Raw genomic sequence first — 23,755 nt, forward strand, 5'->3', positions numbered from 1 at the left:
CTTTCTTAATCTATTAATTATAATTTTAACATAAATTTATAGTATAATAAAATAAAATATACAAATTGAGGTGATTTTATGAATATTGGTATTATTGTTGCCGCTGGGAAAGGTAAAAGGACAAAACTTTCTTATCCTAAACAATTTTACCAGATTTTAGATAAAAGTTTGTTAAGAATTACATTAGAAAAATATGAATATTCTAATTTAATCAATAAAATTGTTGTTGTTGCTAATGAGAAATATATGGAAGAGACAAAAAAGGAATGTTATAATATTAACAAATTGTGTGGTATAATAGAGGGGGGGGAGTCGAGACAGAGTTCTGTATACAATGCTTTAAATTTTCTATATAATAATTTTGGATTTAAGGTTTCTATAGTTTCAATTCACGACGCTGCAAGACCTTTTATTTCTATAAATAAAATTGATGAGAGTATAAAGGTAGCAAAAAAGTATGGGTCTGCTGTATTAGCATTATCTGAAAAAAATTCTTTATCTCATGTTGTTGATAATGTAATTGATAAAATATTGGATAGAAATGAGGTATATTTACATCAAACTCCTCAATGTTTCGATTTTCAAAAGTTATATAAAGCATATACAAATTTCGAGAATGAACTTAAAAGTTTTACTGATGATGCCAGTATTTTTCATAAAGCAGGAAATTTTGTGAGAGTAATACCAGGAGAAGAATATAATATAAAAATAACAACGGAATTCGATTTAAAATTTGCAAAATGGTTAATAAAGGAAGGTAAAATAAATGTTTAAAATTGGGGCGCATATGAGTACATCTAAGGGATTTCACAATGTTCCACAGGCAACAAAAAAAATAGATGGTAATACTTTTCAAATATTTTCCCACAGTCCCAGGACATGGAAAGTTAAATATCCTAAAGATGAAGATATACAGGAATTTAAAAAACAAATGAAAAAGTTTAATATATCTTTTGATGATGTGTTAGTTCATTCTGGTTATTTAATTAATCTTGCAACGCCAAATGATGAAAATTGGCAAAAGTCCATAAATTTAATAAAAGAAGAATTGAAAATTACCATATCTCTTGGAATAAAACATTTCAATGTTCATCCGGGTTCGCATCTTGGAAAAGGGGAAGAATTTGGCTTTGATAGAGTTGCAAAAGCTCTGGATATAATATTAGAAGATTTGAATAATACAGATGTGATAATATTACTTGAAAATGTAGCTAAAAAAGGTGGAAATATTGGCTGGAATATAAAACAGCTTGGTGAAATAATAAAAAGGTGTAGTTTCCCACATAAAATAGGAATAACCTATGATACTTGTCACGGCTTTGATTCAAATTATGATATTAGAGATAGAGCGGGTGTGGAAAACTTATTAAATGAAATTGAAAATTATATAGGGTTTGAAAAATTAAAAATGATACACTTAAATGATTCAAAGTTTCCGTTGGGTGCAGGCAAAGATAGACATGAATTTATTGGTAAAGGTGAAATTGGAATAAACGGTTTTAAGACTTTTTTTTCTTTTAATGAAATAATTAAAATACCCATGCACTTAGAAACACCAGGTGATGATAAAATGCATGCAAAAGATATAAAAGTGATAAAAAAGATTTTAAACATATAGGAGGGATGGAGTATGACAGATAATTTCGAAATCTTCGATGTTGAAGAAGAAAAACCTCGAAGAAAAAAGAATTTTTTTAAAAGGATTTTTTGGCTGGTTGTAATATTATTGATTTTGGGTTATTTTAGCACTAGCATTTACCAGGTTGGACCATCAGAAATGGGATTGGTGTTGACTTTTGGAAAATATACCTCGTCAACAGGACCAGGAATACACTGGAGATTGCCATATCCCTTTCAATCGCATAGAATTGTTGATATTAAAACATTAAAGAAAATTGAAATAGGATTCAGAACAGTTAATTACAGAGGAAGAGTTGAATATCAGCCCGTTACTGAAGAATCGCTGATGATTACAGGGGATGAAAACATTGTAAGTCTTGAAGCTGTAGTTCAATATAGAATTGCTGATCCAGTAAAGTTTGCATTTAGAATTTTAAACGGCTTTGATATGGTGAAATTTGCCACAGAAAGCGTATTGAGAGAAATGGTAGCGATTAATCCAATTGATAATGTTTTAACTTCTGAAAGAGACAGAATTGCGATGGAAACAGCAGCAAAAGTGCAAAAAATACTGGATGAATATGGTGCAGGTATTAAGGTTGAAAATGTTTATTTGCAAGAAGTAGCTCCACCCGATGAAGTTGTAAAGGCTTTTGATGATGTAAATAGTGCGAAGCAGGATAAGGAGAAATTTATAAATGAAGCGAATAGATATGCAAATGATGTAATACCAAAAGCACAGGGTCAGGCACAGAAAATATTAAGAGATGCAGAAGCTTATTCATATGAAAGAGTAGCAATAGCAACTGGTGAGGCAAAGAGATTTAAAGCAATGTTAAAAGAATATAAAGCAGCTAAAGACATTACAGAAAAAAGAATTATTCTGGAAGCCATTCAAGATTTGATTCAAAATTCAAAAGAAAAAGTTATTGTGGATAGTTCGGATACTCTTAAATTACTTAACTTACCTGAGATAGGTGGTGGTACAAAATGAAAAAAACAACAAAATCAATCGTTTTGAGTTTAATAACAATTGTTATAATATTATTTATTTATACATCATTATTTATTGTTAATCAGGAACAACAAGCAGTAGTACTCAGATTTGGTGAAATTAAAAAAGTTGTTACAGAACCTGGTATAAGTTTTAAAACACCATTTATAGATAATGTGGTAAAATTTGAAAAAAGGCTTATGTTATATGATATAGACCCCGAAAGAATCATTACAGCTGATAAAAAAACAGTTATAGTCGATACGTACACTATATGGAGAATAAACGATCCCAAAACGTTTATAGAAAGCATGAGATCGGTACAGTTGGCCTTAACAAGAATAGATGATGTTGTTTATTCAAATGTAAGGGATTTAGTAGCTAAATATACATTAAATGAAGTATTATCCAAAAAAAGGGAAGAAATGTTGACAGAAATCACAAAAAGAAGCAGTGAGAATTTAAAACAGTTTGGAATTGAGATTGTTGATGTTAGAGTTAAAAGAACGGATTTGCCTCCAGATATATCCAAATCTGTATATAATAGAATGATGGCTGAAAGGTATTCAATTGCAGCTCAAATAAGAGCTGAAGGACAAAGGGAATCAGAAATTATCAAAGCAGAAGCAGATAAAAAAGTCAAAATAATATTATCAGAAGCACAAAAAAATGCTGAGATAATACGTGGTACAGCTGATGCAAGCGTTATAGCAATTTATGCAGATGCATACAACGCGAGTCCAGAATTTTTTGAATTAAAACGAATAGCAGATATATATAAGGATTCTTTTAAAGATAATATTTTATTATTATCTCCTGATTCACCAATACTAAAATATTTGTATGAGGGGAAATAAATGAAAAATAGCATTTTAATTGTTGTGTTGTTATTATTGCTTTTATTAAGTTCATGTTTTTATCCACAAAAAAGAGTAGAGATAAAAATTGAAGGTGACATTGTGTCACCTTTTTTTCCCGTTAAAATAACTGCAAATATAGATAATTACAAATTAAAATTTTTTGATAATCAAGGAAATGAAATAACTTTTAATAAGAAAGGAAATTTATATTATTTTACCGATTTAAAAAATGGAAAAAATATGGTGACAATAAAATTATTTGTAGATAATAAGGAAATTTATAAAAAATATATAATTTTATATTTTGATAATATTCCTCCAGATATTGTTTTTTTTAATTATTATATTAAAAGTGGAAATTTAAATATAACAGCATCTTCACCAGCTACAGATTTAAAAGAATTTATATTGGAAGGGAACAATAAAAAATATACATTTAATATAAGTTTAAAAATACCATTAGAAAAAAATAGTGGAGTACTTAAATATAAGTTATATGCAGTAGACAAATATAATAATAAGTCAAAAGATAAAATAATTAAAATAAATACAGATATTGATGAAAAACCAAAAATTTTAAATAACAATCTAAAAATATCATTATTTGGAAAAACAAATATAAAGGTTTCAGATGATTGGACACCAGACGAAGATTTGAAAATAATTCTAAAAACAGAAAAAAACATATATTCGTTAATTAATATAGATGAGGTTTTATTGGATAATTCAAAAGAGGCAACATTAATAGTTATTGATAATGGTGGAAATTATAGTAAAAAAAGGATGAATGTTGAATTAGAAAAAAACATTCTACCTATTGCAACAGGTAATCCAAAGTTAATAGATTTTTCTGTTGATACATTTGGTTGGAATTATGAAACGAATGTTGATTCATATATTGTTGAAGTTCCATATAAGTACGGATGGAAACAGGCATTAGATACAAAAGCAGCATATGCCAGATTAACCAATGCTAATATAGCAATGATAAGAAAAAAAAGTAAATACGGAACATTGAGTTTTCCATCTCAACCAACGATAAGATTTTCTGGAACTTTTGTTCATCTCGTAAGAAATATCCTTGATTCTTCTGAAGAGAATTTATATTTACCACAAATAAATTCCGAGTTTTTAATAGGAGGAGAAACTACACTTGGAGAAAAAAGTGTGGTTATGGTTGAATCTGGAAGTGTCCTGAAATTTGTGTCAAATTCAAAATTAATAATAAAAGGTTTATTTTTTATTATGCCAGGAGCTGGAAAATCTCTTATTAGCGGAAATGGAGAAATTATTGTTGATGGAGGAATTTTTATAGCTTCAAAAACAATTTTTGATAATGTTAAAATAATAGGAAATAAAGCTAAATTAATCTATTTAGAAGATTCCGAATTTTTAGATGGTACAGATTTGTTATCTGTAAATGATTTCAGAATTTGTTTATATAACACATTGGGATATAAAAGTAATTTGAAATTTCACAATACAGAAGAAGTGTATATAAAAGACAGCACATTTAACATATTAACATTTGAAAATGTTAATATGTTTCAATCTGATTTATCTTATTTTAATACCTTAAATATAAATGAATTAACAAAAATTCTTTTAAATAAAACAAATATCTCTAATCTAAGACAGAGCAGATTCTCATGGTCAAAGGTCATGAATTCAAACATTGAAAAAATGGAAATTTCGGATTATTCAAGGAGTATATTATTCCAAACAAATATAGCTACACTTACTACAAATACAGGTGTGGTGATTAAATGAAAATAGAGATTGAAACCCTTTTTAAAGAATTAAGTCTTAAATCTCCAAATAAATTTCATTCACCAACACATGGAACAACATTTCTTTTAGAAATAGCAAAATTGTTGAAAACAGAAAAAGTGATATTAGAATTTGGATCAGGAATAGGGAGTATTTCGATTGCATTGGCTAAAATCTATAATAATATAAAAGTAACAGGTTTTGAGATTCAAAAAGAACCATATATTTATTCTGTGGATAATTTAAAGAAAAATTTTTTGGAAAGTAGAGTAAATTTCATAAATGACGATATATACAATATTACAAAATATGTAAAAAGAGAGTCTGTGGATTGTATTATTACAAATCCACCCCATTACTCAGAAAAATCATTAAAAAGCCCATATAATGATAGAAAAACAGCAAGAACTTTTAATGAAAAAAATCTTGAAAAGTTTTTTTATGCAGCATATTATGCTTTGAAAAATAAAAAAAGAATGATTTTTGTATATCATCCCACATATTTTGTAACCTTTTTAAATATGGCTCAAAAATACAGATTTTCATTACAGGAAATATATATTGCATATGGAAATAAAAATAAAACTGCGCAATTAATAGGTGGGGTATTAAGAAAAAATGGGGGAGAAAATTTAAAAATAAATCCACCAGTATTTTTAAAAAATAGCAATGAATAAAGGAGGAAACTATGTTAATAACTTTTGAAGGTATAGAAAGTTCTGGAAAATCTACTTTATCTAAAAAGTTAGCAGAATATTTTAAATTGAAAAAATATAATGTTATATGGAATAGAGAACCAGGTGGAACTGAGCTTGGCGAAAAGATCAGAGAGTTGTTATTGGGAGATTATAATATATGTCATATAAGTGAGGCATTGTTATTTGCAGCAAGTAGAGCACAATTGGTAGAGGAATTAATAAAACCAAATATGGAAAAAATTATTATTTTAGATAGATTCGTGGACTCATCTATAGTATATCAGGGATATGCCCGAGAATTAGGTTGGAAAGAAGTTTTCGAAATAAATAAACATGCATTAGATGGTATTATCCCGGATTTAACAATTGTTGTTGATATATCTGTTGAGACATCTTTTAAAAGAATGAAAAATAAGAAAAAAGATAGAATCGAAAAGGAAAATAAAGCTTTTTTTGAAAAGGTTAGAAATGGATTTTTAAGGTTAAAAAATTGGTTTCCCGAAAGAGATATTGAAATAATTAATGGCGAATTGGATTTGAATAAAGAATTTGATATATTATTGAAAATAATAAAAAAATACATATAAACAAAGAAACAACCCGCAATATTCGGGTTGTTTCTTTTTATAAAAAGCTTTTTAAAAATCAATTTCTACTGGTATTAATGTTGCATATTCTGAGTCAGTATAACTGGATAATATACTATATTGCTCATATCCTTCTGGAACAATTATATCAAGAACATAAGGTCCAAAATCTCCTGCATTTTCTGGATATCCTCCAATTGTCCATTGAGTATTTTCTGGAGTTACAGCTCTATAATGATCTGCTCCATAACCATCCTGAGAACCAACCATAAAATATGCATAAATTCTATTATCTTTTATTTCAAGGAATTTTTTCATTACAATTACAGTTATAATTTTTTCTCCAGTATCAGCTTCCACCTGAACACCTTCTGGAATTTCCTGACCATCAACTGTAGCAAGCAATTGACCATATGATGGCCATCCAGCAACCTTTATAAAATAATCCCATGGATGTTTTTTATCAAATTGGACTCTTGCGCCATCTTTATATGTTTTTGTTAATCCTCCATTTTTCGTATCAAGGTATATATTAATTAGTTGATGTGAAAAACCTTTTGGAGCTCCCCATGGATTTGTCATTTCTCCAAATTTAAATTTGAATACAATTGAATCATCGTTATCGAATACTTTAACCCATTCAATATCCCATAAACCTTTATAAGGTTCAAATGCACCATCTTTTGGATAAGTATAACCACCAGGTCCATCTTCGTCTCCAATAGGGTCTTCAAAGGTTTTTATGAGTTTTCCACCAATTTCTTTTGGTATCATTATGTGAACAGGTCCTGAATTTGGAGCAAAATCAACGTCTTTAGAGTTATTTTTTTCTGTATGAGCCATAACAACTGCAAGATTGATTTCATCGCCGCTTTTTATTCCAATTAAATCAAATGGTATTTTAAATTCTACTATATTTCCATTAACTGCTATTAAATCAGGAACCCTTCCACCTATCATCCAACGCTCTGTTCCGCTTGCATTATAATAATATAAATCGTGAGATTTTGGATATTTTTGCAAATTAAAACTAAATCTTTTTGCGAGTGCAAAACCCAGATCAGTTATCTTTTCTCCAGATTTTGAATAGGCAGTTTTAGTATTTAATTTTTTTGCATTTGGAGCATCGGTATAAATTTCTAATTTATAAGGTTTTCCAGCTAACTCATCAGAAGATTTTTTTAATTCAATAGCTACATATATGTTTGCATTATCCCTTCCTACATAAAAGCCTGAAATCAAATCTCCTTCTTTGTACATTACGCCAGAATCATCATCAGAATAATACGCACTTTTCATCATTTCTTTTTCATCAATAATTCCATCTAAAGTAATTTCTACTTTTCCAATATTTCCTTTTGAAGCAGTAGATGGTTTCTTATTTGCTATGAATAAATATCCAGGAATTTTATCTTCAGGAACTTTAGATATTCTATATAATTGAACTAATAATTTTTTAAAGTGCATGTCAAACAAAACTTCATTATTTCCAGCATCCTGGTCACTCCCATACCACCAGAACCAATCACTACCTTCTGCTGAATATAATATGTCAAGAGCTTTTTTTAATTCTTCTTCTGTTAATTTATTCTTATTTCCCATTAAAACTTTTCTGGCTTGAGCTAATCTTTCCCAAGCTTCATTTTCTTCTTTTTCCCCATACCATGTATCCAGACTTCCGCCAACCCATGAACCTTTTGGTAATTGAGTTAATTTATCTTTAATATCATAACTTTCTATATATTCACCTGGAGTTACCAATTCTATATACGGATCATTTGATAAAGCTTGATAAAATAATTTTCTAAAATCATTTCCATTATTAGGATAATGTTCCCAGGCATTTTCTCCATCAAGAGCAATTGTAACAACCATATCTCCCACATCATTCATCTTTTGAATTTTATGCAAGGCACTCAAAAAGTCTTTAATTGCATTTTCTTTTGACATATTTGAATATTTAAATCCAATTCTATCAGATAAGTCGGTATCTCTAAAAAATACTATAACACTTTTCCCATCCACTGTTACTTTATATGGCTTATATAATTGACGTGGATCACCAGTGTTGATTCCAGCTTTTTGCAAAATCTGTTTATCTGTAATTATCCATTTTACAGTATTATCAGCAAACATAGGAACAAGAGGTGTGCTTACAGCCTGCTCTGAAGGCCACATACCCTCTGGTTTTTTGCCAAATATTTTTGTGAAATATTCTAAACCTCTTTTGATTTGTGCTTTTGCATCTTCAGGCCATCCCATATCAACCAATAAAGGGAGTATTGGATGATAATAAGGTGTTGTTGTTAATTCGATTTTTCCTTCATCCCACAATTTTTTATATTTATCCACTATTTCAGACATAATTTCATATTGTTTTGATATTACATATTCTAAATCTTCTTTTGTATAATTTTTATCTTTTTCAGCTAACTCCCTTAACTTAGCATCACTATTTATATATTCAATGTTTATCCAATATAGATTCCATACCACTTTTAAATCCAACCAATCTTGGGAAGTAAATTCTGCATTTTTATCTCTTTTTTCTCTTAATTCTTTATATCTTGGGTGAGAATCAATAAATTGTGGATTTATATCAAAAAAATGCCACTTTACAAATTCTTTTTCTTTATCTGTTAAATTATCTTTTAAAGAAAGTTCCAAATATTTATCTTTAGCTCCATTATTGACGTAATCCATTAATTGCATTAATAACACTGGTGTAATATTGAATGTTACACTTCCAGAAGTCAAATATTTGTCAACCAAATCTGCCATATATGGATAATCATTTATAACATGTGCTCTAACCCATGGCATTTCAGCATTTAAACTTCCTGGAATTTTATATGATGGTTGATGATGATGCCATACAATAGCAACTTTTAATGGTTCTTTATTCTCATCACCTTTTGGAATTGAAGATAAAAAGTTTTCAATTACTTCATCAGAAATGTTTTTTACTTCAGGTGTTTCTGATGAATTTGAAGTTTCTTGTGGTAGAATATCTCTCCATGAAGCAACCTTATCTATTTGCAATTGTTCAGTATCTGTTACTATTAATACTCTATTTGAAATTTCTTCGCCATTTTCATCTTTTTCAACAGTATCCCAATTGCCTCTTGTATATTTGTATTCCAATCTTTTTCCCACTTCAGTATCCAGTGTATAAACAGCTTTATTCCCTTTTCTTTCCATTTCAAGCTGCCCTGGATCCCAATTGTTGAAATTACCTACAATATATATTGGATCTGAATTAGGTGTGTTCGATGGAAGTGTGACTTCAAATGTGACAACAGCTTCTTCACCAGGTTGTGCTTTTGTTTTAATTTCAGCAGGTATATCTGCCCAACTTGCAACAACATCTTTTATAGTTTTAGTCTCATCAGCAATAACTTTTCTATTTTCAATTTCTTCACCGTTTTCGTCTTTTTCAACAGTTCCCCAATTACCCCGTGTATATTTATATTCAATTTCTGTATCCTTTTCAACATTTAAAACAACTGTTCCAATATTTCCATTTCTTTTTAAAAGATAATTCTCATCACCAGGATTCCAATCATTAAAAGAACCAACGATATATATATTTTCATCTTTTGGAGTATTCTCTGGTAAAGTTACTTCAAAGGTTAATTCAATAAGAGATTCGCTAGTTTTTTCTGCGTTCTCCACATCAGTAGCATTAATTTCAGATTTTATTTCACCTGGTGAAACTTTTTGTTCTGTTTGAGCACTACAACTAATTAAAAATATCGATAAAACTATAAATACAACTACAAAAAAAATCTTAGAGAACTTTTTACTCATAGTAAATGTAACCCCCTTTTAAAATAATATAATTTTTGTGTTTATATATTTATAACAATAACCATTTGAAATTATACACTAATATGATATAAAATTTCAAGTTTTTTATAAATATCATATATAAAAAGCTAAATGAGATTTTTATTTTTGAAAAAATTTCATTATGTGGTAAAATTCTTTTAGTTAGATTTTCTTAAAATGAATGGAGGGAAATTTATGGAAATAATCAATAATATAAATAAAATGAAGAATATTAGAAATGAGTTAATAAAAAAAGGTAAAACTATAGGTTTTGTTCCAACCATGGGATATTTGCATAAGGGTCATTTGTCATTGGTTGAACAAGCAAGAAAAGATAATGATATTGTTATAGTAAGTATTTTTGTAAATCCTACACAATTTGGTCCAAATGAAGATTTTGATAGATATCCGAGAGATATGGAAAGAGATATGGAAATGCTAAAACCATTTAATGTGGATTACATTTTTCATCCATCTGTGGAAGAAATGTATCCAGAAAATTATTCAACTTATGTTGAGGAAATAAAATTGACAAAAGTTCTTTGTGGAAAATCAAGACCTGGACATTTTAAGGGTGTAACAACTATTGTTTCTAAATTGTTTAATATTGTAAGACCTACCAGAGCATATTTTGGTCAGAAGGATGCTCAGCAATTTAGAGTTTTAAGAAAGATGGTTAATGATTTAAATATGGATGTCCAGATGATTGAAATGCCTATTATTAGGGAACATGATGGATTAGCAATGAGTTCAAGAAATATCTATTTAAGCAAAGAAGAGAGAATACAGGCACTTGCGTTGAATAAATCATTAAAAAAAGCAAAAGAATTATATGAAAACGGTGAAAAAAGTGCCAAAAAAATTAAAACTGAAATGCAAAAAATTTTTAATGAATACCCCTTAGTAAAGGTTGATTATATTGAGATTGTTGATGAATATACTCTTGAAAATGTTGAAAATATTTCTGATAAAGTTCTCATTGCAGTAGCTGCTTTTGTTGGAAAAGCAAGATTAATTGATAATATTATTTTAGGATAGGAGGATATAAATGTTTAGAATATCTATGAAGGGGTTGTTGAATTTAGTATCTATTTCTATTTTAGGGATTTTAATAATTGTTATAATTTATTTTTTTCAATTTGATCTGGGAGAAAATATTTCTAACCCTATTACAGAAAGTATAATGAATAATTTAGAAAGCAAAGGAGATTATATTTCTCTATATTTCGAAAATGAAGTAGGAAAATTAAAATTAATGCCAAAACAAATTTCTTATAATTCAACTAAAACATCCAATATACTACAATATTTAAAAAGCAAATTAAAAGAATTTCCGGAATTCGAGGAATTTTTCATAGCAAATTCTGATGGAGAAAGTATTTCAAGTTCAAATATATTTACAAATATTTCTCGATATAGATATTTTCAAGAAATATATACCAATAATAAAAAATGGGCAATTAGTGATATTTTCACTTCCAAAATATCTGGAAATACTGCTATAATAATTGCAGTTGAACACTATGAAAATGGTAAAAAATACATTTTTGGCGGTTCGCTAAACTTAAAAGAATTATTTTTAAATACAAATGCTTTTAAATTTAAGAAAAAAGGTGAAATATTTTTTGTAGATAATCTGGGAAGTTATTTTAGCGTTAACAATGATGGAAGTATTAATTCCAGTACATTTGCCAAGAATTTTCGAGATAATATAATAAGAGATTTAAAAAATTTAGATGGATTCATAAAAATAAATAAAAATAAAAAAGATTATTTGCTTTTTGTAAGTAAAATCGATTATATAAACTGGAAAATAGGATTTTATGTTGAAAAAAAACTTATATTCCCATCCTTTGCAAAATATTATTTAATTGGATTAGGGTTGTTCTTATTCATGAGCTTTTTGGAAATACTTTTTAATCATGTTATATTGAAAAAAAGATTTTATAAATCTATTGATATAATGAAAACAGAATTGAAAAAAATAAATGAAATGAACTTTGATTCTACAATAAATTTAAGAGAACCCATGTTTATTGATTTTTCGGATAACTTGCAGCTAACAATGGTAAATTTAAAAGAACAATTTAATAGTTTTTCCAGACAGATTAATAATCTGGAAAATAATATAAATAAAACAGGTACTTTAATTCATGAAGAAGTGTCAAGGATAAATGAAGAAAACGATACCATTGAAAAGCTTTCAAAAACTTTTGAAGCAATATCACAATCTGTATATGATTCACAAAAGGTTTCCGATAATTTTAAAAGCAAATTGAATTCTTATGATAAAGAACTCGAAAAATTGCGTCATAATCTATTAAAATCAAAGGCTAAAATCCCTTATTTCAATGAATTGATTTCTAAAATAACAGATATTTCTGAAAAAGTAAGCGAATTATCTTTTAGAGCAGAAATATTATCTTTAAATGCTGCTTTAGAAGCTTCAAAAGAGAAAAATTCATTAACATTTGCAGTAATTGCATCAGATATGAGAGATATGTCTTATGTACTAAAAGAATACAATTCAAAAACACATTCTCATATTTTTCATATCATTGAAGATTTAAATGAATATAAAAATACATTAGATGAATTATTTAAAACCATAGATTTAAATATTTCTGAAATTAGAACTGTTTCTACAGGCTATAATGATATAGAAAATTTTATTAAAGAATACTCTATATCATCTGCTCAGGTAAAAAATGCACTTAATTTATTAAAACTTATCACAAATAAAAATAAAAATATTATGGATAGTATAGTAAATAATTTTAAAGATATAGAAAAAAGTTATGATGAGTTAAAGAAAATGTTTATTTCAAGAAAAAACCCAAAAAACCTTGAAGATATATTTAAAAAATTAGAAGCCATAGAAAAAAAGGAAGAGTCAGGAAGTGAATCTAATGAAGAAGAATCCGTTTAAAGAATTAAAAAAAGTAATACTTTTGAAAGATAAAGTTGAATATTATGTTGTTTTTAAAGTAGATGAAATAACTTATGCATTAAAAACAAATAATATAAAAGAGTTTATTCCTGCTTCTGAAAAAAAGGATTTGCCAAATACTCCAGAATTTATTGTTGGAGTTATAACCCAAAATAATCAACCTATTACATTAATTGATTTAAATAGATTATTAAGCGAAAAATTTCAAGAATACAATAAAGATAACATTATAATAAATTTTGAATTTGAAAAGAAAAATTATGGTTTTTTTACGAATAAAATTATTGATGTAATACCCGTAGAACAAATGTCGTTAAATGATGTTGGAGATGAAATGCAGGAGTTTTATTTTGTTGAAAGCACTTTTTCTTTAGAAAATGATATTGTTTTGATAATCAATGTTGAGAAGATTTTAAAAAATAAATAAAAAAATAAAATTCCGGCTTTGGCCGGAATTTTTATCTAAGTAGCTGTGTAACTTGTTGAGGTAATTGATTAGCTTGAGATAGCATAGCAGTACCTGATTGTAATAAAATTTGTTGTTTTGTGTATTCGGCCATTTCTTTTGCCATATCTGCATCTCTAATACGACTTTCAGCTGCCGTTAAGTTTTCCTCAGCAACACCTAAGTTTTTGATTGTATGTTCTAACCTATTTTGCGAAGCACCTAATTTTGCCCTAAATGCTGATACTTTATAAATAGCTGCATCTAAAGCACTAATAGCAAATTCTGCATCACTCTGAGAATTTATTTTAACTCCTGTGGTAATTCCTAAATCATCCGCTTTCATACTTTCAAACCCTAAAGTAATTACCTGACCTTCATTTGCACCAATATGGAATTTTATTGGATCAACGTTTGAAGTTACTATACCATAAACTGCAACTGAACCACCATCTACCTTTGTACCAGAAGCTAATGTTTTTCCATAATCATTAATTTTTGCAATTTGATCTGAATCCCATGTAATTCCTACTGTCGCAGTTCCATTGCTTAGAGTTACTGTAACCCTAGAACCTGATACTGTTACACTTGTAATAGTAACCTGGGCTACACCATTTGAATCAATTCTTGAAATTTTTATATCTAATTGCGAAGTAGCGCCACCCCTAAATTGTCCAACTTCAATAATAAAGTTCCCACTTGCTGTAATTGCAGAAGAGTACGCACCTACTGCAAAATGAGCAGAACCTGGAGCAACAATTTTAGCTTCAGCTGTTCTTGTGCCTTTAATTGAACCATCCAACAAATTTTTTGTATTAAACTGTGTAGTTTTTGCAATTCTATTAATTTCATCTCTCAATTCTTGGAACTCGTTTTGTAATTGATCTCTATCTGCATCAGTATTTGTTTCTGTTGAAGATTGAACCGCTAATTCTCTCATACGTTTTAAAATAGAATGAACTTCGTCTAAAGCACCTTCTGCAGTTTGTATCATTGACACTGCATCTTGAGCATTTTTAATAGCTTTATCAAGACCTTTTATCTGGTTTCTCATTTTTTCTGAAATAGCCAATCCAGCAGCATCATCAGCAGCTCTATTAATTCTTAAACCAGAAGAAAGTTTTTCTAAAGTTTTGCCCATACTTCCTTTTACATTCGACAACGTTCTCCATGCATTCAATGCTTCCATGTTGTGGTAAATCCTCATAAACTACACCTCCATGTTTATGTTATTTAGTTTTAAAATTGATTGTATAATAAATATTCTCGAATTCATCAGCCCAGGTGTTTCCAAATTCGTCTACAATTTGAGAAGGATCAATTTTAATTTCCCAGGTTTGGGTTGAATCCAAAGTTATACCTTCGAGTATCCCGGAGTATCTAACAAATTTACTTTTTTGATTTGCGGATAATGGAATAGTAAAAGTTTTAGCTATTCCACTTTCTGATATCTTCACAGCAATACTTAAAGAATCTTTTTTTTCTATTTCTGATTTATCATCGAATTCAATCATAATTCTTGGATTACTAATGGAATTACTAATCTCTAAATCGTGAAAAAAATAGTCATTTTCTTTTGAATATACATCCGTTCCTTCTATCGATACCCTATATAATTCAGGTGGATTATTTTCTTTAACTAACACTTCAAAATTCTTTGTAACAAAATAATTACTATCAACATCTTTAGCTGAAACTTTAACATAATTATGCCCTTCTGGAAATTCATAAGAGGTATATTTAAATGTTCTCGTTTGAACTGGATTTGATCTAAACAATTCATTATTATTAATATAAATAGAATATACGTAAGTTGCAGGATATGAATATTCAGATTTTATATCAAAATTCACATCAAAATCATTTAATCTTGTCGATTCTGGATCAACGATAACTTTTTCGGGTAAATAATATAAAGTAGTGCTTGCATCTGAGTTTTTCTGTATTAAAGAAAAATTTAAGTTAAAATTATTAATAGCTTTAGAAACTTTAAAGGTCTTATAAAGTTTTTTTGAAAAGCTCGTATCGGATTTTGTTATTGTTAATTCAAGTTCATAATTTCCTTCATCTAAATACATCTTTTCTGTTTCTAAAATAGTACTATTAGTTGTTATATCCAGTTTTTTATAATCATTACCATCTTTTTTCAATAAAAATTTATAATTTAAATCATTTGAAAAATCATAATTTTTATTAACCAATACTTTGAAAAAAATAGGATCCTTGTCAGTTAATAACGATTTATCATCTATCTTTATTTCATTATTAAGATAATCTTTTTTATATATATTGAGAGTAGCAGAAAATTCTTCTATCTTTTCCACATTAAATGTATAATTATTTTCAGTTGAATCTTTTGAAATTAAATTTTTAGCGGTTATATTTAAATTATTAATACCATCATTCAAATATATCGGACCATATTCGAAATGTTTTTTTTCGGTAGTAATCTGGGTTATTTCCTTATTGCCATTGGATATATTAAAAAGATAGGATGCTGGTAAATCATAATTTTCTTTTATATCCATTACAACATATATTGGATCAATAGTTGACAAAGTTGAATTATTTGTTATAATTGACCCGTCAAAATCATTTTTATGAATTTTTGTTATTAAATTAAAAGAAGTATTTATATTTTTAGGATTTAGTTCTACCGTTGTTCTTCCAAACCCATTATTTTTTGTGTCATATACTTCAACAGAGATAATGTGATTTTTCTTTTTTAAAAATATTGGTGTTGATTCAAAAGTTTTATTTTTTAAAGCACCATTTTCAATTAAAGAATTGTCCAGGAATATTTTGTATGAAAAATCACTGTTATATATAATTTTCGGATCAATGGATACGATTACGGAATAATTTCTATATGGATAATATTCGTTATCCTCAATAAAACTCCCATCCTCTACATTTTTGAATTTTAAAGAAGGTTCTAAATCTTTTTTGTAATCATAAACATTAATATATAATTTATTTTTACTTGTATATTCTTCTCCACCAATGTTAAAAATACCAATTATTTCATATTTTCCTGGCTCTGTTAATTTATATGTACCAGATAAAGTGTTTTGATCCAAAGGATTTAAATTAATGGTTTTGATATTCTCTGTGTTTTCAGTATTTATTATTTTTAAATAAGCCTGTCCAATATTTGCAAGAGGCGAATCAATTCTTAATATGATTTCACCTGTTGCGTCATTTATATCCTTATTTATCACAGTCTTTGTTTGTGCTGAAAAGGAGATTTCTACAGTTATTTTAAATTTTGATTCAGCAGGTTTTAAACAGGATGAAAATATGAATAATAATATAATTATCATTATATATAGAACTTTCTTCATAGAATCCCTCCATGGAATAATCTTTCAATTTATCATTCTTTAAAGAAAGAAATTTTCCTAAATAAATATCAAAGATAGAATATTAAAAATATACAGTAAAATAAAATTATAAAATTTTAAATAAAATTTTGACATAGATTGTCATTATTTATATGTATTTGTCAATATATGTTTATGATTGGTTTTTGATTTTTTAGTATATTATTGATATAATACAGTACACAACATTGGAGGTGATGATTATATGAGCTTAAAGGCTAAAATAATTTCTGGATTTTCGGTAATAGTGGCAATTGCAATAATAATAGGAATTTTAGGGTTGCTATCTACAAATAATATAAAAAATTATGTTTTAGATATTGCAAATAAAAACTTACCTAAAGTTCAAAAAATATTGTCAATACATCAGCTTCAAACATCTATAGAAAAGTCTGAAATGACTTTATTAGGTTTGACTGATGCAAAATTAAGAGAAGAAGAATACAAAAGAATGCAGGAAATATGGGATTCAATTAATCAATTAATTAAAGAATATGAAAGTTTTAATCTGTCTGGAGAAGAATCAAAATACTGGAAAGACTATAAAAACAAATTAAGTATATGGAAAAAAGAACATACAAAATTTATGAACTTATCAAAACAATTAGATGAAACAAAAATATTGGATCCAAAATCTTTAAAACTTGATATAAAAACATATGAAAGCGAATTGTATAGACTGGCCTGGATAATTGAAAAAGCAATCCTTGAAAAAGAGCCTTTTAACGAAGAGTTGAATCCAAGAAATAGTGCTTTTGGTAAATGGTTAGATTCTTATAAAACAGAAAATGATTATTTAATTGACATGTTAAGTGATATGAAAAAATATAATGAAGGATTTTTAAAAACGGCCAAAACTATAAATAATGTTATAAAAAAGAAGAATGAAAAACAGATAGCATTAATGCAGAGAGTATATAATAATTCTCTTATACCGTATTTAAAAAATATATTCGAAACTTTTGAAACAATAAATCAAATAGCAGATGAAGCTTTACACTTAAAAGAACAAATGGCAAATCAAAGTTTAAATATTAATCTTCCTTTATTTGAGGAAACGTCAAATGTGTTGAAAAAAATTGTTGATTATAATAAAACAGAAGCGTTTCATAAAGGTGAAGAAACAGTTTCAAAGGTAAAACAGGCGTTAATAGTGGTTATTTCTTCGATAGGTATAGGGGTTTTAATATCTATTATATTTGGTTGGTTAATTATAAAGAACATAATAATCTCAATAAAAACATTAATGAAAAAAATTCAGGCTTTTGGTCAAGGTGATTTAACAGTAGACTTTAAAATAAAAGGGAAAGATGAAATTGTTCATATGGCCGGGGCCTTAGATAAAATGGCGCGTGATTTACGAAATTCAATGAAACAAATATACAACGCATCTGATAAGCTATCGTTATCTTCTGATACATTAGCCTCAATATCTGAAGAACAAAATGCAATTTCAGAAGATTTAGCTTCACAATCAAAAATTATAGAATCAAATACAGAAGATGCATCGGCATCTGTTGAAGAGGTTTCTTCTGGTGTTGAAGAAATTGCAAGTTCTGCTCAAATGATATCTACAAATGCAGAAGAATTATCCTATAAAGCAAATGAAACATCAGAAGCTGCAGTAAATGGTGAGAAATCAGTAAAGAGAATAGCCAATATAGTTGAAAATGCAGTAACAGAATCACAAAATACTCAGGAAAAAGTAAATGAATTAGCCGAAAAAGTGCAAAATATTGGTAATATAGTAGAAACTATAAATCAAATCACAGAGCAAACAAATCTGTTAGCTCTAAACGCAGCAATAGAAGCGGCAAGAGCCGGTGAAGCTGGAAAAGGATTTGCTGTTGTTGCTGATGAAATTAGAAAACTTGCAGAACAGAGTAAAGCATCTACGGAAGAAATAGCAAAGATATTGATTTCAGTAAAAGATGGAGCATTAAGCGCTAATGAAGCAACAAACAAAGTAGTAAAAGTTATTAAAAACATTGATGACGAATCAGAAAATATAGTTTCGCAGTTTAAAATAATTCATGATAGAGTTGAAGAAATGGTTATGAAAGTACATGAGTTATCTTCTGCTGCAGAAGAACAAAGCGCATCTACAGAAGAAATGGCTGCTGCTATGGACAGAATATCAAAAGTGATATCTGAAATATCTGATCAAGTTAAATATATGGTAAATGCAATAGAACAACAAAACGAAAGTTCCAAACAGGTTAATGAAAATGCAGAAGAAGGAAATAAATTATCCCAATCTTTGATGAATTTAATAAACAAATTCAAGATATAACATAAAATGAATAATAATTTCAATATAATAAAAGGGGCTAATGCCCCTTTTATTATATTGAGTGTTTTCCAGGCGTTTTAGCAAATAAACGAGTTTTTTCTACATGGTCTAATGCAAGAATCCATCGTGTGAATCTTTCTATTCCAATACCGCATCCAGCAGAATGTTTTAATATACCAGCTTTTGCTACTTTTAAATAATCTTCAAATTGTTCTGGTGGTGTATTTTTCAATTTCATTCTTTTTAATATCTGTTCATATTCATGTTCCCTTTCTCCACCCGAAATAGCTTCTTCAAAACCTTCTGGATAAATTAAATCAAAATCAAGTAACACATCAGGTCTTTCAGGGTCCTGTTTATCATAAAATTCTCTTTCTAATAGAGGAATGTCAATCATCCAAAATGGCTCATCAGCATTTAAAGAAGCGATTTTTTCATAATCATCTTCTCCATATTTCTCTTTTAATTCTTTAACAGTATAACGTTTAAAAGGTTTAGAAGGTGTTTTTAATGATGGATGATATTTTCTAATTATTTCCGGAAATTTTTTTCTTATATTTTTGATTGTATAAATAATAGCATCTTCCATTACATCAAAAACCTCTTCTCTGCTTGCTTCTAATATTTCCATATCAATTTGAACAAAATCAAATAAATGTCTTCCAGAATCCATCTTATCTTCGGTTTCAAGTCTTACATTTGGTGAAACTATATAAACTTTCTTATGAACTAAAACAGCGACCTGTTTGTGTAGTATCATAGATTTAGTAACTGAATATTTTTGTCCATAATATTCAAATTCAGCTTCAAAATGCGGATGGTTTAGTGGATCTGTTATTGGAGAAACAGTAACAGGTAGCAACTCCACAAATCCTTTTTCATCCAGTACATGTCTGATACTTTTCAAAATTTCATGTTGAATTAATGTAGCATCTTTAAATACATCGTTTTCTAAATATTCTTTTACCAATTCAACAGTATCTACTTTTCTTTCCTTACTTTCAATAGTTTTTTTAGTCATAATATCCTCTCCCTTCAAAAAAATTAATTTATAAGAATCTCTCCCTCTCCCTATATGTTAATTATTTTATATTTAAATAAAAAACCGGCGCTGGTATGAAAACATCCAGCGCCGGTGATTGTATATAAAACGAACTACCTCGCGTTACACCAACGCTGGTTGATATTATTATTATTGGAATTATTTAATTTTATTGATAATATTATAATCATATGTTACACCACCTATAAGATTTTTTTCATATTATACTATATTTTTTTGCTATTGTCAACTACGTTCAAAAAATTCATCCAATTTCTTAAAAGAAAGTTCCATTGAAATTGGTCTTCCATGAGGACAAGTTAAAATATTATATTCTATAATTTTTGAAACTAATTTTTCAAGCCCTACAGGGTCATCACCGGTTTTTACCGCTGCTCTGCATGCCATTGTGGCTATTGCATGGTCAAATACCTTGTCTAAAGATTCTATACCTTCAAGTCGTAACTCATCAAGTATTTCAATTATCGTTGCTTGAGGATCATTTATTCTTAAATTGGATGGAAATCCCATAATAAAGTATTCATCGCCATTTTTTGTTATTTCAAATCCCAATTTTCTTAATTTTTCAATATGTTCTTCCAAAATATCTTTTCTAACTGCATCAAGATTTAGTTCGATTGGTAACATTATCATCTGTGTTGTTATATTTCCATTTTCAAAAAATTCCTTTTTTAAATCTTCATATAACACCCTTTCATGCGCAGCATGAAAATCTACAAAATGTATTGAATCCTTTAACTCCAGGATTATATATCTACTGGCAACAACGCCTATTATTTTATAGTAGTCTATGTTCGGTGTTTTTTCTTTTTTTGATTCAATCGGTTTTATATTATTTATGATATTACTATTAATAAGATTTTTTAGTGTATTTTTTTCTTTGAAATTATTAACCTTTTTTTCATTTTGAATATGCAATTTTATTCTATTATCTTTTTTCTTTTTAATTAAAAATGTATTATATTTTTCTTCTTTTTCTGATATTGTTGGAATTTGATTATCTGAATTTTCTTTAATAAAAGAATTATTGTTATTTATTTTTCTATCCAAATCTCGTTCTAAACTTATATAATCGGTAGTATTTTGCTTAATTTTACTTTTTTCAATATCAATAGACATTTTAAATCTTGTTTCTTTAATAAGTGTCTCACGTATAATTTTTTTAAATCTATTATAAATAATTCTTGACTCAGAAATTTTTACCTCAAGTTTTTGAGGATGAACGTTAACATCCACCTCTTTTGGATCAATTTCAAAAAATATAATTCCATATGGATGACGTCTTGATTCAAGCATTTCACCATAACCAGATTCAAAAACCGCAAATAAATCACCCGATCTTATATATCTGTTATTTATAAAAAATATCTGTGCAGTTCTATTATTTCTTGTTACTCTTGGATGTGATATATAACCTTTAATTTTAAACCATTTTTCTTCAATATTTATTTCAAAGAAATCTTCTTTGCTTGTTTCTGGAAATATGGTATTTATTTTCTCAATTAAAGAGATATCTTTTGATACAGAATATACTACTCTATTATCTTTTATATAATCAACACTAACTTTAGATGCCAGTATGAATTTTTCAATAATTTCAGTAACCATCCTACTTTCAACGGCAGAAGATTTTAAAAATTTTCTTCTTGCGGGTAAATTGAAAAATAAATCTCTCACTTCTATTGTTGTACCATCAGAAGCTGCTATTTTTTTAGAGTTGATAGGTTCACCACTCACAAATTCAACACTTGTAGCTATATCATCATTTTTTCTTTTAGAGGTTATTTTCATTCTTGACACCCTTGATATTGCTGCAAGGGCTTCGCCTCTAAATCCGTATGTATGAATGTTATATAAATCTTCAACATCAGTTATTTTACTTGTTGTATGTGGTTGAACAGCCAGTAACATTTCCTCTTCAGACATGCCTATACCATTGTCTGTAATTCTAATATATGTTTTTCCACCATCTTTTATTTCAACAGTAATTTTATCAGCATGGGCATCAATGGCGTTTTCAAATAGTTCTTTTACAACAGCAAAAGTTCCGGTAACTACTTCACCAGCAGCGATTTTCATTATTACCGATTCTGATAATTTAACAATAGCCATTAAATCATCTACCACCTTTTTGTTTGAAAATTTCAAATAATAATATTCCAGCACTTACGGCAACATTTAAAGATTCGACATTATTTGCCATTGGAATAGAAATTAAAGCGTCACATTTTGATTTAATCTTTTCTCTAATACCACTTCCTTCATTTCCCATTACAATAGCAACATTTCCAGTTAAATTTGTTTCATAGTATATATTATGACTCATGTCAGCACCATATACCCAAAACCCATGTTTTTTAATAGTCTCAATAAATCTTGAAATATTAGTTACTTTTAAAATAGGAATTCTAAAAGCCAACCCTACTGAAACTTTAATAACAGTTGAGGTTACTTCAACGGAGTTATCCTTAGGAATAACTATTAAATCAGCATCAGCAGCGAGAGAAGATCTAATAATGGCGCCGAAATTATGAGGATCCTGAATTTGATCCAAGATTACAATTGTAGCATTTTCTCTTAAATTATTCAGAATAGTTTCATCAACATATTTAAATTCTTTTCCAATATCTATTACAACACCTTGATGTTTTGAAACATTAACCATTTTTTGTAGAACATTATCAGGTGCAAAAGAGAATGAATATTTATGTTTTTTGGTCAACTCAATTAATTCTTTAAATGTTTTATCTGTTTTTTTACTATTGGTAAAATAAATATTTTTTACAGGATAATGTGCATTTATAATTTCTTTTAATACATTTCTGCCATATACATACATTATTTTCTCTCCCCTAATTCATTTTTAGCACTTTCTAAAATTTCATTTAATCTTGTATAATCTTTTTTTAAAAACAGATATCCAACAACAGTTTCAAATGCAGTTGCTTTTCTATATTCTAAATCATTTCCACGCTTTTTAGCGCCTTTTGAATTAAGTCCTCTTTTATATATATTTTTTTCTTCTTCGTTGAAAGAATTTAAAATATTATCAACTATTTTAGCTTGTGCTTTTGCACTAACATAATTTTTACTTTCATTATGTAACTTACCTGCTTTTTTTCTACCAGTATCTATAATATAATTTATAAAATATAAATTAATTACAGCATCGCCAATATATGCAAAGGTATCTATAGGCACCTCTCTTAAATCTTTAATCTTACTTTCGAATAACTTACCTAAATTATTAAATTCACTCAT

General features: G+C 27.9%; 18 protein-coding genes. 11 read left to right on the plus strand and 7 right to left on the minus strand.

Annotated elements, in window-relative coordinates:
* Positions 1-78 precede the first annotated feature (78 nt).
* The 7 genes from ispD to tmk are packed head-to-tail and all read left to right on the plus strand — an operon-like array spanning position 79 to position 6,529.
* A complete protein-coding gene (gene ispD, locus X275_RS03510; RefSeq protein WP_047267546.1) occupies positions 79-774 on the plus strand; it encodes a 2-C-methyl-D-erythritol 4-phosphate cytidylyltransferase in 696 nt (231 codons plus the stop codon).
* Positions 767-1,618, plus strand: coding sequence for a deoxyribonuclease IV (locus X275_RS03515; protein ID WP_047267547.1), 852 nt, complete (start codon positions 767-769; stop codon positions 1,616-1,618). Before ispD ends, X275_RS03515 begins: the two co-directional genes overlap by 8 nt.
* Before the next feature lie 12 nt (positions 1,619-1,630).
* Entirely contained in the window at positions 1,631-2,614 is a 984-nt protein-coding gene (hflK, locus tag X275_RS03520; protein WP_084825095.1) for an FtsH protease activity modulator HflK, read from the plus strand.
* Complete coding sequence (hflC, locus tag X275_RS03525) at positions 2,611-3,471, plus strand: protease modulator HflC (RefSeq protein ID WP_047267548.1); 861 nt, start codon at positions 2,611-2,613, stop codon at positions 3,469-3,471. The genes hflK and hflC overlap by 4 nt, the downstream gene beginning before the upstream one ends.
* Positions 3,472-5,244 carry a hypothetical protein gene (locus tag X275_RS03530; RefSeq protein WP_047267549.1) on the plus strand — a complete coding sequence of 591 codons (1,773 nt, stop codon included), beginning with the start codon at positions 3,472-3,474 and terminating at the stop codon, positions 5,242-5,244.
* Entirely contained in the window at positions 5,241-5,921 is a 681-nt protein-coding gene (locus tag X275_RS03535; RefSeq protein ID WP_047267550.1) for a tRNA1(Val) (adenine(37)-N6)-methyltransferase, read from the plus strand. Before X275_RS03530 ends, X275_RS03535 begins: the two co-directional genes overlap by 4 nt.
* A gap of 11 nt (positions 5,922-5,932) precedes the next feature.
* Complete coding sequence (gene tmk / locus X275_RS03540) at positions 5,933-6,529, plus strand: dTMP kinase (RefSeq protein ID WP_047267551.1); 597 nt, start codon at positions 5,933-5,935, stop codon at positions 6,527-6,529.
* Between the two features lie 51 nt (positions 6,530-6,580).
* On the opposite strand, the gene X275_RS03545 is transcribed toward tmk, so the two are convergent.
* Positions 6,581-10,339 carry a glucodextranase DOMON-like domain-containing protein gene (locus X275_RS03545; protein WP_052913588.1) on the minus strand — a complete coding sequence of 1,253 codons (3,759 nt, stop codon included), beginning with the start codon at positions 10,337-10,339 and terminating at the stop codon, positions 6,581-6,583.
* A 216-nt stretch (positions 10,340-10,555) separates the two neighbouring features.
* On the opposite strand from X275_RS03545, the gene panC reads away from it, so the two are divergent.
* The 3 genes from panC to X275_RS03560 are packed head-to-tail and all read left to right on the plus strand — an operon-like array spanning position 10,556 to position 13,737.
* Positions 10,556-11,398, plus strand: a complete 843-nt coding sequence (panC, locus tag X275_RS03550) for a pantoate--beta-alanine ligase (protein WP_047267552.1) — start codon at positions 10,556-10,558, stop codon at positions 11,396-11,398.
* 10 nt (positions 11,399-11,408) lie between these two features.
* Positions 11,409-13,289, plus strand: a complete 1,881-nt coding sequence (locus tag X275_RS03555) for a methyl-accepting chemotaxis protein (protein ID WP_047267553.1) — start codon at positions 11,409-11,411, stop codon at positions 13,287-13,289.
* Complete coding sequence (locus tag X275_RS03560) at positions 13,270-13,737, plus strand: chemotaxis protein CheW (protein WP_047267554.1); 468 nt, start codon at positions 13,270-13,272, stop codon at positions 13,735-13,737. The genes X275_RS03555 and X275_RS03560 overlap by 20 nt, the downstream gene beginning before the upstream one ends.
* Positions 13,738-13,768: 31 nt before the next feature.
* Here the strand turns inward: X275_RS03560 and X275_RS03565 are convergent, their stop codons facing one another.
* Both X275_RS03565 and X275_RS03570 read right to left on the minus strand, forming a co-directional pair.
* Positions 13,769-14,962, minus strand: coding sequence for a flagellin N-terminal helical domain-containing protein (locus X275_RS03565; RefSeq protein ID WP_047267555.1), 1,194 nt, complete (start codon positions 14,960-14,962; stop codon positions 13,769-13,771).
* Between the two features lie 22 nt (positions 14,963-14,984).
* Positions 14,985-17,099: a hypothetical protein gene (locus tag X275_RS03570; RefSeq protein ID WP_047267556.1), complete on the minus strand. Its 2,115-nt coding sequence runs from the start codon at positions 17,097-17,099 to the stop codon at positions 14,985-14,987.
* A gap of 244 nt (positions 17,100-17,343) precedes the next feature.
* On the opposite strand from X275_RS03570, the gene X275_RS11015 reads away from it, so the two are divergent.
* On the plus strand, positions 17,344-19,431 hold the full coding sequence (locus X275_RS11015; protein ID WP_052913591.1) for a HAMP domain-containing methyl-accepting chemotaxis protein: 2,088 nt from the start codon (positions 17,344-17,346) through the stop codon (positions 19,429-19,431).
* Positions 19,432-19,483: 52 nt separating this feature from the next.
* Here X275_RS11015 and X275_RS03580 read toward each other — a convergent pair whose 3' ends face one another.
* From X275_RS03580 to X275_RS03595, 4 genes are all read right to left on the minus strand, one after another.
* Positions 19,484-20,452: an asparagine synthetase A gene (locus tag X275_RS03580; RefSeq protein ID WP_047267557.1), complete on the minus strand. Its 969-nt coding sequence runs from the start codon at positions 20,450-20,452 to the stop codon at positions 19,484-19,486.
* Positions 20,453-20,719: 267 nt separating this feature from the next.
* On the minus strand, positions 20,720-22,621 hold the full coding sequence (gene mutL, locus X275_RS03585) for a DNA mismatch repair endonuclease MutL (RefSeq protein ID WP_156168662.1): 1,902 nt from the start codon (positions 22,619-22,621) through the stop codon (positions 20,720-20,722).
* The gene (gene rlmB / locus X275_RS03590) at positions 22,611-23,333 is read right to left on the minus strand and encodes a 23S rRNA (guanosine(2251)-2'-O)-methyltransferase RlmB (RefSeq protein WP_047267559.1); all 723 of its coding nucleotides are present in this window, start codon (positions 23,331-23,333) and stop codon (positions 22,611-22,613) included. Before rlmB ends, mutL begins: the two co-directional genes overlap by 11 nt.
* A complete protein-coding gene (locus tag X275_RS03595; protein WP_047267560.1) occupies positions 23,333-23,755 on the minus strand; it encodes a Mini-ribonuclease 3 in 423 nt (140 codons plus the stop codon). The genes rlmB and X275_RS03595 overlap by 1 nt, the downstream gene beginning before the upstream one ends.

This window comes from Marinitoga sp. 1197, assembly GCF_001021165.1.
GTDB lineage: Bacteria > Thermotogota > Thermotogae > Petrotogales > Petrotogaceae > Marinitoga.